The organism is Burkholderia sp. Ap-955 (assembly GCF_011753045.1).
GTDB classification, from domain to species: Bacteria; Pseudomonadota; Gammaproteobacteria; order Burkholderiales; family Burkholderiaceae; genus Burkholderia; species Burkholderia lata_D.
Genome location: NZ_VWWH01000007.1, coordinates 153,840 through 164,608, shown reverse-complemented (window position 1 = coordinate 164,608; position 10,769 = coordinate 153,840). Strand labels below are relative to the sequence as shown.

Sequence of the window (10,769 nt, the reverse complement as noted above, 5' to 3'; positions counted from 1 at the left end):
CGCGCTGCGTCGGGTTGTTTCAGGTGAACAAAACGTTTCAAGGAGTTTCCTGTGCAAGACAATAACGTGCTGGTCACCGACCATCGCTATGCCTCCACCGCGCGTTTCTGGCGCGAAAGCCTTTCCCAGGTCGCCGGCGTCTACCGGATCGCGGCGTACGCCCCGAGCCAGCAACCGGGCAGCCCGCTGTCCCGCACGGTGCGGCTCACGCCCGCGTCGCTCGACCTGTTGCGGCGCATCGGCGACGGCGAGCTTGCCGAATTCGCCGTCACGGCGGCGGGCATTGCGTTCCTGCTCTGGAAATACTTCCGGATTCCGGTCACGGTGCTCGGCACGCCGGCGCTGGCCGGGCATCCGTCGGCCCGGGCCGCCACCGTTCCGCTGATCATCGAGGTCCGCCCCGACGAGCGCATCGAGGACTACCTGTCGCGCGTGGCCGGGATCGTGGAAGACAGCTACGCCGAGCCTCAATTCCCGCTTGAAACGCTCGTGCGCAACGAGAAGGACATGGCGCTCGCGCAGCTCACGAAAGTCGCGCTGGCGGACGATCGGGTGCACCACGCACCGACCGGTCGCGACGACGATCTGCAATTGCATCTGCGGCTCGCGCGCGGCGAAATCGAGCTTCGTTACAGCGGGGCCATCGAACCTTTCATCATCGACGGTTTCGCCGGCAGCCTCGGCACGGTGCTGGAGGCATTCGAACACCTCGACACGCCCGTCGGCGACATCGAATCGGCCCCGCCGGAAGAGGGCCCGCTGCTGGCCGCCTTCAACGAAACCACGACGACCGGCCCCAGCCACCCGACGGTCGTCGCCATGTTCGAAGCGCAGGTCGCCCGCACGCCGACGGCGCCGGCCCTGGTCACCGACAGTTCGCTGATGACCTACGCCGACCTGAACGCCCGGGCCAACAGCCTCGCGCATCAATTGCGCGAACACCACGGCGTCGGGCCGGAATCGCTGGTCGGCATCATGCTCGACCGTTCCGAATGGATGATCGTCGCGATTCTCGGCATCCTGAAGGCGGGAGCGGCGTTCGTTCCGCTGGACCCGGCGTATCCGGCCGAACGGATCAATCACATCCTCGGCGACACCGGCCTGTCGCTGCTGGTGACCCAGTCGAGTCAACTCGCGCAGTGGTATGAATTCTCCGGCGTGACGCTGCTGCTGGACCAGGAACTCCCCGGCTGGACGCCGCTGCCGGACAACCCGCCGTGCCGTGCCGAACCGACGCACCTGGCCTACGTGCTCTACACGTCCGGCTCGACCGGGAAACCCAAAGGCTGCCTGCTCGAACACCGGAACCTGGCCCACTACATCGCGTGGGCCGCCGCGTATTACTTTCCGGAAAGCACGACCGGCAGTTTCGGCCTGTACAGCTCGCTCTGCTTCGATTTCACGCTCACCAACATCTTCTGCCCGCTGGTGCGCGGCAAGACGCTGCGCATCTATCCGCAGTCGGAAAGCATCGACACCATCCTGGCCCGGATGTTCCAGCCCGGCAGCGGCGTCGACACCCTCAAGCTCACGCCCACCCACATTCACCTGCTGGAATACATGAACCTGGCACGCTCCGGCGTGCGCAAGGTGATCGTGGGCGGCGAGGAACTGACGCCCCAGCACATCGCCACGCTGCGCAAGATCGATCCCGCGATCGAAATCTACAACGAGTACGGTCCCACCGAGGCGACGGTCGGCTGCATCGTCGAGCGCGTCGAGGACGCGCCGTCGACGGTGCTGATCGGCCGGCCCATCGCCGACACCCGGGTGTACATGCTCGACGACGCGCTGCGGCCGGTTCCGCTCGGCGTGCCCGGGGAAATCTGCCTCGCCGGCGCCGGCCTTGCACGCGGCTACCACCAGCGGCCCGACGTCACCGCCGCGAAATTCGTCGAGCATCCGTTCCCCGGCGAAGCGCGCATCTATCGCACCGGCGACATCGGCCGGTGGCTGCCCGACGGACGTATCCAGTGCTACGGACGCGTCGACCACCAGGTCAAGATCCGCGGGCACCGTGTCGAACTCGGCGAGATCGAGGCCGCGATCGCCGCGCACGAGGACGTCGTCGGCGCGGCGGTCATGCTGCGCGAATCCGCCCACGGCGTGCGCAAGCTGGCGGCCTACGTCAAGGGCGCCGCGAGCCTGAGCGTGCCGGACCTGCGGGCCTATCTGGCCGGGAAGCTGCCGGACTACATGGTCCCGTCCGACATCATCCCGATCGCCGAATTCCCGCTCAACGCCAACGGCAAGCTGGATCGCCCGGCGCTCCTGGCGCTGGAGCCCAACGCCGCGCCCGACACCGCCAGTCTCGACGCCACGCCGATTCAACTCGAGCTCGTGCGCATCTGGCGCGACGTGCTCGACAATCCGGCCGTCGATCTCACCGGCCGCTTCTTCGACTACGGCGGCGATTCGCTGCAAGCCATGCAACTGGTCTCGCGGATCTGGAGCAGCTTCTCCGTCGAGATCGGCATCGACGCGATCTTCGAACTCCAGACCATCAGCGCGGTGTCCGACCTGATCGAAGCGTCGTCGCCCCACGCCGGTTCGACGGCCGGCACCATCGTGCCCCGCTCGCGCGCGAACGACCTGCCGCTGTCCTTTCCGCAGCAGCGGCTGTGGTTCCTCGCGCAACTGGAAGGCCCGTCGGCCACCTACAACATCTCGAGCGCGCTGCGCTTCGACGGCGAGCTGGACATCGCGCGCCTGCAGGCAGCCGTGTCCGAGATCAGCCGGCGTCACGAGATCCTGCGCACGACGTTTCCCGCCGTCGACGGCCGCGGGGTTCAACGCGTCGCGCCGCCGGCGCCGGTCGCGCTCGACGTCGTCGATGTCGCCAGCGAGTCCGACACGCTCGCGCTGCTCGCGGCTGAAGCCGACCGCCCGTTCGATCTCGCCGCCGGGCCGCTCTATCGCGTCGTGCTGTATCGCGTCCATGAGCGCCTGCACGTCTTCGGCATCGTGATGCATCACATCGTTTCCGATGCATGGTCGTCAGGCATCCTCATCGGCGAACTGGCCGCGCTCTATGCCGGCGAGTCGCTGCCGGAACTGGCGGTCCAGTACGCGGACTACGCCGTGTGGCAGCACGAGCGCCTGGCGTCCGCCGACACGCATCGGGAACTGGCGCTCCTGAGCGCCGCGCTGGCGGACGCGCCGGACCTGATCGAGCTGCCCACCGACCGCCCCCGGCCCGCCGTCCAGCAGTTCCGCGGCGCGGTCCTGCCGTTCCAGCTGAGCGGCGAACGCGCCGACGGCCTGCGCGCGATTGCCCGCGCGTCCGGCACCAGCACGTTCATGGTCGTGCTCGCCGCGTATGCGCTGCTCCTGTCGCGATACAGCAACCAGCAGGACCTCGTCATCGGCTCCCCGATCGCCAACCGGCGTTCCAGCATGACCGAGCCGCTGATCGGCTTCTTCGCGAACATGCTCGCGCTGCGCGTGGACCTGTCGGGCAATCCGACCTTCGGCGAACTGCTGGCGCGTGTGAAGCGCGTCGCGCTCGACGGCTACAGCCGCCAGGAAATTCCGTTCGAGCAGGTGGTGGACTCGCTCGAGCTCGAACGCAACCTGAGCCGCACGCCGGTGTTCCAGGTCGTGTTCGCGTACGAGAAAGCGCAATCCCAGGCGGTGAGCTTCCCCGGTCTCGTGACCACGCCGGTGGCAGTGGAGACCCACACCGCGAAGTTCGACCTCACGCTGCATGTGCAGGATGCCGACGACGGCCTCGCGGGCTCGCTGGAATACAACCTGGACCTGTTCGACGCCGCCACGATCGATCGCATGGCGGAACACTTCCGCACGCTCGTCGATGCCGTGATCGCCGATCCGGATCGACCGCTCGGCGCGCTGTCGTTGTCGAGCGACGCGGAGCGGAACCGGCTGACCGTCGAGTGGAACCGCACCGACACGGATTTCGGCGAGGCCGCCGCGCAACCGCTGCATCGCCTGTTCGAACAGCAGGTCGAGCGTACGCCCGATGCCATCGCTGCCGTCTTCGATGACACCGCGCTCACCTACGCCGAACTCAACCTGCGCGCCAACCGCCTCGCCCACCACCTCATCGCGCTCGGCGTCGGCCCCGATGCGCTCGTCGGCGTCGCGATGGAGCGCTCCCTCGACATGAGCGTCGCATTGCTCGCGGTCCTCAAGGCCGGCGGCGCCTACGTCCCCGTCGACCCCGACTACCCCGCCGAGCGCGTGCGCTTCATGATCGACCACGCGCAGTTGCGCTGGCTTCTCACCCAGCAGCATCTGCGCGACGCGCTGCCTGAGACCGACGCACACGTGATCGTCGTCGATAGCGACTCGCTCGACCTCGACGCCGCGGCGACGTCCAACCCCGCGCCCGCGCTGAACGGCGACAACCTCGCCTACATGATCTACACGTCCGGCTCGACCGGCCGGCCCAAGGGCGCGCTCAACACCCATCGCGCGATCACCAACCGCATCCTCTGGATGCAGCACGCCTACGCGCTCGACGCCGACGATGCGGTGCTGCAGAAGACCCCGTTCAGCTTCGACGTCTCGGTCTGGGAACTCTTCTGGCCGCTCGTCACCGGTGCGCGCCTCGTGTTCGCCCGCCCCGGCGGCCAGCGCGAGACCGACTACCTGATCGAGCTCATCGAGCGCGAACGCATCACCACGATCCATTTCGTGCCGTCGATGCTGCGCGCGTTCCTCGATCATCCGGACCTCGACGCGCACTGCGCGTCGCTGCGCCGCGTCGTGTGCAGCGGCGAAGCCCTGCCCCACGACCTGCAGCAGCGTTGCCTCGAGCGCCTGGACGTCAGACTCTACAACCTCTACGGCCCGACCGAAGCCGCTGTCGACGTGACCGCGTGGGAGTGCCGGCGCGACGATCCGCACCGTATCGTCCCGATCGGCCGGCCGATCGCCAACACCCGCCTCTACATCGTTGACGCGCAGATGCAGCCCACGCCGATCGGCGTGGCCGGCGAATTGCTGATCGGCGGCACGCCGGTCGGGCGCGGCTACCACGGCGAACCCGAACTGAGCGCCGAGAAGTTCATCGCCGATCCGTTCTCCGCCGACCCGCTCGCGCGCCTCTACCGCACCGGTGATCTCGCGCGCTACCGCCCCGACGGCAATATCGAGTTCCTCGGCCGCATCGATCACCAGATCAAGCTGCGCGGCCTGCGCATCGAACCCGGTGAAATCGAGGCGGCGCTGCGCACGCATCCGTCGGTCGACGACTGCGTCGTGATCGCGAAAACCGCAGGCGCCCGAACGTTCCTGATCGCCTATGTCGCGACCGCCGCGCCGGACATAGCCGGTCTGCGCGATTATCTGGGCGGCAAGCTCGCCGACTACATGGTGCCGTCGCAGTTCGTCGCCCTTGAATCCTTGCCGCTGCTGCCCAACGGCAAGATCAACCGCAAGGCGCTGCCCGCCCCGGCCGACGTGGTCGACGCGGCCCGGCCGCACGCGCCCGCCGTCACGCCCCGCGAAATCCTGCTGGCGTCGATCTGGCAAGACGTACTGCAACTGCCTTCCGTCGGCATCCACGACAATTTCTTCGAACTCGGTGGCGACTCCATCCTGAGCATCCAGGTGATCGCGCGCGCCAATCAGGCGGGGCTGCGCGTGACGGCGAAGCAGCTGTTCCAGCATCAGACGATCGCGCAGCTGGCCGCCGCGCCCGAAGAGCGGGCAACCTACGTGCCGACCTTGAGCCCGCTGGGCGATGCGCCGCTCACGCCGGTGCAGCACTGGTTCTTCGACCAGGAGATCGATGCGCCGTCGCACTTCAATCAAACGGTCCTGATCCAGGTGCCGGCGGATATCGACGCGTCGCGGCTGGCCGACGCGTTCCGGAAAGTCTACGAACATCACGACGCGTTGCGACTGCGTTTCTCGCACGATGCGGGCCGCTGGACCCAGCATGTCGTCGCCGGCGGCGAGATGCCGGCGCTCTTTGAGAAGCAGGTGATTGCCTGCGACGCCGGCGAGCGCCTGGCGGCGATGCGCGCCGCCGCCGCTGACGCGGAGCGCGGCATCGATATCACGCATGGCCCGTTGCTGGCGGCCCGGCTCTTCTGCCTGGCCGACGAGCCGCTCGCGCGCCTGTTCGTGTCGATCCATCACCTGGCGGTGGACGGCGTGTCGTGGCGCGTGCTCCTCGAGGACTTGCATGCCGCCTACCACGGCCAGCCGTTGCCCGCGAAGACGACTTCGTTCCGCGAATGGGCGTTGCATCTGCAGCAACTGGCCCGCTCGCCCGCCATCGGCGACGAAGCCCGGCTGTGGCAAGCCCTCCTCGCGCAGCCCGTCGAGCCGATGCCGGTCGACTATCCGGCCGCGGGTGCGGCCAACAATGTGGCCAATAACCGAGCCAACAACGCGGTCGGCGACGCGTCATCCGTTTCATTCGAGCTGGACAAAGCCGACACCACCGCGTTGCTGCGCCGGCTGCCACGGGCCTACGACACCCGCATCAACGACGTCCTGCTCGTCGCGCTCGCGCAAGCCTGCAGCATGGTCACGGGCAACGCCCGCACGCGGATCGATCTCGAGAGTCACGGCCGCCACGTGGCGGATGCGCCGCTCGACCTCACCCGGACGGTGGGCTGGTTCACGTCCATCTACCCCGTCGTGCTCGACGCCGACGCGATGCACACGCCGGAGCAAGCGCTGCGTGCCGCGCGGCAGCAACTGCGCCGGATTCCGGCCGACGGTCTCGGCTATTCGCTGCTCCGCTACCTGAGCCCCGACGCCGCCGTGCGCGACAGTCTCGCCGCGTTGCCGAAGGCCGATATCCTCTTCAACTATCACGGGCAGCTCGATACCGTGTTGCGGCAATCCGATGGCTGGCGCCCGGCGGCCGAAGACCTCGGTTCGCTGCGTGCCGGGCGGTCGCAGCGCACGCACGCGTTCGAGATCGTCGCCGCCGTCGTCGACGGCAAGCTTCAGGTCGACTGGCGCTACGGCGAGCGGCTCCACCGGCGGCAGACGGTCGAGAACCTGGCCGCGCACTTCAGGGACCGCTTGCTCGACTTCGCGGCGTCGGTCCCCGACAACGCAGGGGACGATATCGAGGACAGCTACCCGCTCTCGTCGCTGCAGCAGGGCATCCTGTTCCATTCGCTGTACGACCTGGATCCTGCTGCCTATTTCCAGCAGTTCAGCTTCGTCGTCAACGGCCCGCTCCAGGTGCCGGCGCTCCGGCAGGCGTGGGCCAATGCGCTCGCGCGCCATGCCGTGCTGCGCACCGCGTTCGCGTGGGCCGATCGCGACCATCCCGTCCAGACCGTGCTGCACGCGGTCGAGCTGCCGTGGACAGTGCTTGACTGGCGGCACCGCGATGCGTCGCGCCGCGCGCAGGACTTCGATGCGTTCCTCGCCGACGACCGGAAGCGCGGCTTCGATCTCCAGCGGGCGCCGCTGTTCCGCTGCACGCTGATCCAGGAAACCGACACGCGCCATCGCTTCTGCTGGAGCGCGCACCACATCATCCTCGACGGCTGGAGCACCGCGACCCTGATGAAGGAGGTGTTCGACGACTACCTGTCGCTCGCCCGCACCGGCACACCTGCGGTCGCGGCGTCGGCGCCGGGATACCGCGCGTACATCGACTGGCTCGCGCGTCATCCCCGCTCGGCCGACGAAACCTGGTGGCGCGCCGAACTGGCCGGCTTCCATGCCGCCACGCCGATCGCGGCCAGTCCGGCCCGGCAGACGACCGGCGACGCCGCGCGGCAGGACAAGCGCCGGACCCAGCAATTCCTGCTGGACGAGGCGCTGACCGCGCGGCTGCAAGCACTCACGCGTGCGCATCGCGTCACCCTCAACGTCCTGATCCGCGCGGTCTGGGCGTTGGTGCTGCGGCGCCACGCCGGAACAGACGACGTCGTCTTCGGCGTCACCGTGTCCGGGCGTCCGCCGATGCTCGACGGCGTCGAGTCGATCGTGGGGCTGTTCATCAACACACTGCCGTTGCGCCTACGTATCGCGCCGCAGCGCCCCTTCATCGAATGGCTGGCCGAGGTCCACGCAGCCCAGGCGGCGATGGAGCCGCATTCGTACAGTTCGCTGGTCGATATCCAGTCGTGGAGCGAACTGCCCGCCCGCGACAGCCTGTTCGACAGCCTGCTGGTCTTCGAGAACTTCCCGGTTGCCGCCGCCCCCGATCTCGGGCCGGACGACATCGAGATCCTCGACACCCGCGCGTTCGCGGAATCGAACTACCCGCTGACCCTGACCGTGCACCCGGACGAGCGCATCGGCTTCCATATTTCGCACGATGCACACCGCGTCGCGCCGGATGTCGTGCGGCAGATGCTCGACACCCTCCGCACGTTGCTCGAGCGATTCGCCGAGCACCCGGACCAACCGACCGGCCAGCTCGCCGATCCGCCGGCCGCCGATGGCCAGCCGGGCGCGCCGCGCGGGGTGGCCGAGCCGGCCATCGAAGCCGCCGCCGGTGGGGCCACGGCGGCACGCGCCGTCGCGCCGACGGCGGACGAACGCACGTTGCTGGAGATCTGGCAGCGGATCTTCAAAAGAGACGACATCACGGTCAGCGACAACTATTTCGACCTCGGCGGCCACTCGATCATCGCGATCCAGCTGATGGCCCATGTCGAGAAGGCCTTCGATCGCCGGCTGCCGATTTCCTGTCTCTTCGAGAATCCGACGATCGAGAAACTGGCGGCGGCGCTGGCCGCGAAAGAACCGGCCGCGTCCGCCGGCGGACTCGTGCCGATTCGCGACGGCGGCCCCGCCGCGCCGCTCTTCCTCCTGCCGGGCGCCGGCGGGAACGTGGTCTACTTCCACCCGCTCGCGAACCACCTGAGCGGCGCCCACGCGATTCACGGGCTGGAAGCGCTCGGCCTCGACGGCGCGTGCGAACCGCTCACCCGCGTGGAAGACATCGCGGCCCGTCATATCGAACGCATCTGGCCGCTGGTGGGCGCGGGTCCGTACTACCTCGCGGGCCACTCGTTCGGCGCGCACGTGGCGCTCGAAATGAGCCGGCAGCTCGTCGCCAAGGGCGCCGACGTGAAACTGCTGGCGATCTTCGACGCGTCCGCGCCCATCGACAGCTCGGCCGCCACTTACTGGCAGGACTGGGACGACACCGACTGGCTGGTCGCGATCGCCCACGAAATCGGCACCTTCCTCGGGACCGACCTTCAGGTGACGCGAGCCGATCTCGTCCCGCTCGATCCCGACGGCCAGGCCGGCTTGATCCTCGAGCGGATCGGCAGCCGCGGCAGCTGGTTCGCGGACGCCGGATCCGACCGCCTGCGCGCCTACCTGCGCGTCTATCAGGCCAACTTCAAGTCGCACTACGCACCGCCAGCTACCCCGCTGCCCGTGCCGATCGCGTTGTTCCGCAGCACCGAGCGCGATCCCGGCGACTACGCGCCGTCGCCCGAGATCGCGCAGCTTCGCCTGGACCCGACGTGGGGATGGTCCCGCTTCTCGGCGCGCCCCGTCGCGGTGACGGACGTCCCCGGTGATCACCTGACCATGTTGCTCGATCCGCATGCCGGTGCCCTCGCCGCCCATGTCAATTCGTTTCTGGAAAAAAAGCCCTCATGAAATTGAAATCAACGCCGACGATCGACAATACTTTCGCCCGCAAGGTCTGCATCAACCTCGACCGGCGCCCCGACCGCTGGGAAGCGATGCAACGAAAATTCGCAGAACAGAACATCCTCACGGTGGAACGGCTGTCCGCCGTCGATGCAAAACGGGTGAGCGTGCCGGAATCGTTGAGCCATATGCGTCCGCAGGACTACGGCTGCACGATGAGCCATCTCGCCGCGGTGAAACAGGCGAAGGCCGCCGGCGCGAGCGAAGTCCTGATCTTCGAGGACGACGCGTTCTTCGACGCCGATTTCGCCGCGCGCTTTCCCGAGTTCATCGCGCAAGTGCCGGACGACTGGCACATGCTGTTCCTGGGCGCGTATCACTTCACGCCGCCCATTCCCGTCGCGCCGAATATCGTCAAGGCCGTGGAGACGCTCACCGCGCACGCGTACGTCGTCAGGGACTCGCTTTACGACGCGTTCATCGCGATCAACGAAAACCCGCCGGCGATCAACGACCGCAACAACCTCGTCCTGCAGCAGACGTTCAATTGCTACTGCTTCGAGCCGAATCTGGTCGGACAGGAGTCCGGCTACTCCGACATCATGGATGAAGTGATGCCGGAAAAGCCGCTGACCTATTCGATGCCCATTCCGGACGGCTGGTGAAACCTGCAGCCCGTGCTCGCCGCGCTCCATCACTCGACAGGCCATTGAAAATCATGCAAACCACCACCGTTGACCTCGAAGCGGCGTTCGTACAGGCCGCGCTGGATGCGCTTCACCGGGACTGCAAGCTCGGCGACGCGATTTCACTGGCTTACGGGAAATGCGAATCGACTGCCGGCGTGATCGACCTGATTTTTCCGTTGATCACGAAGAAATTGCGGATCGATTACATCCTCATGTACAGCATCGAAAGCAATCCGCGCACGCTCCTGCATTTTCTTCGGCAGGTCGAGTCGCGGCTGGCACGGGACGAAAACTGGACGGCCGCCTCGGTCGAGGCCGCGTTGCGGAGCGTGGCCGATTCAACGGACAGCGTCGGCTGGGAGCGTGCGCAGCGCCTGCTGAAGTGCTGCATCCTGTTTTCCGATTCGCCGCTGGAAATCGTGGAAAGCATCACGTTCCTCGGCAAGCACGAAACCTCGTCGAGGTTGAGATCAGCGGCAAGAAACGTCGAACTCAGCCACCTGATCAATTGAGACC

3 protein-coding genes are annotated in these 10,769 nt (G+C 67.4%); all 3 read left to right on the top strand.

Annotated features, from left to right (window positions below; all coding sequences use genetic code 11):
- Window positions 1-51: 51 nt before the first annotated feature.
- Genes F3J15_RS06880 through F3J15_RS06870 form a run of 3 tightly spaced genes read left to right on the top strand, consistent with a single transcriptional unit; the run spans window position 52 to window position 10,765 of the window.
- Entirely contained in the window at window positions 52-9,570 is a 9,519-nt protein-coding gene (locus F3J15_RS06880; RefSeq protein WP_166889070.1) for a non-ribosomal peptide synthetase, read from the top strand.
- Window positions 9,567-10,229: a glycosyltransferase family 25 protein gene (locus F3J15_RS06875; protein ID WP_235986551.1), complete on the top strand. Its 663-nt coding sequence runs from the start codon at window positions 9,567-9,569 to the stop codon at window positions 10,227-10,229. The genes F3J15_RS06880 and F3J15_RS06875 overlap by 4 nt, the downstream gene beginning before the upstream one ends.
- Window positions 10,226-10,765, top strand: a complete 540-nt coding sequence (locus F3J15_RS06870; protein ID WP_345891545.1) for a hypothetical protein — start codon at window positions 10,226-10,228, stop codon at window positions 10,763-10,765. The genes F3J15_RS06875 and F3J15_RS06870 overlap by 4 nt, the downstream gene beginning before the upstream one ends.
- Window positions 10,766-10,769 lie beyond the last annotated feature (4 nt).

What these genes read in the sequence shown, in the direction of transcription:
- F3J15_RS06875 (WP_235986551.1), top strand. Translation starts at nt 9,567, where the DNA reads ATGAAATTGAAATCAACGCCGACGATCGACAATACTTTCGCCCGCAAG.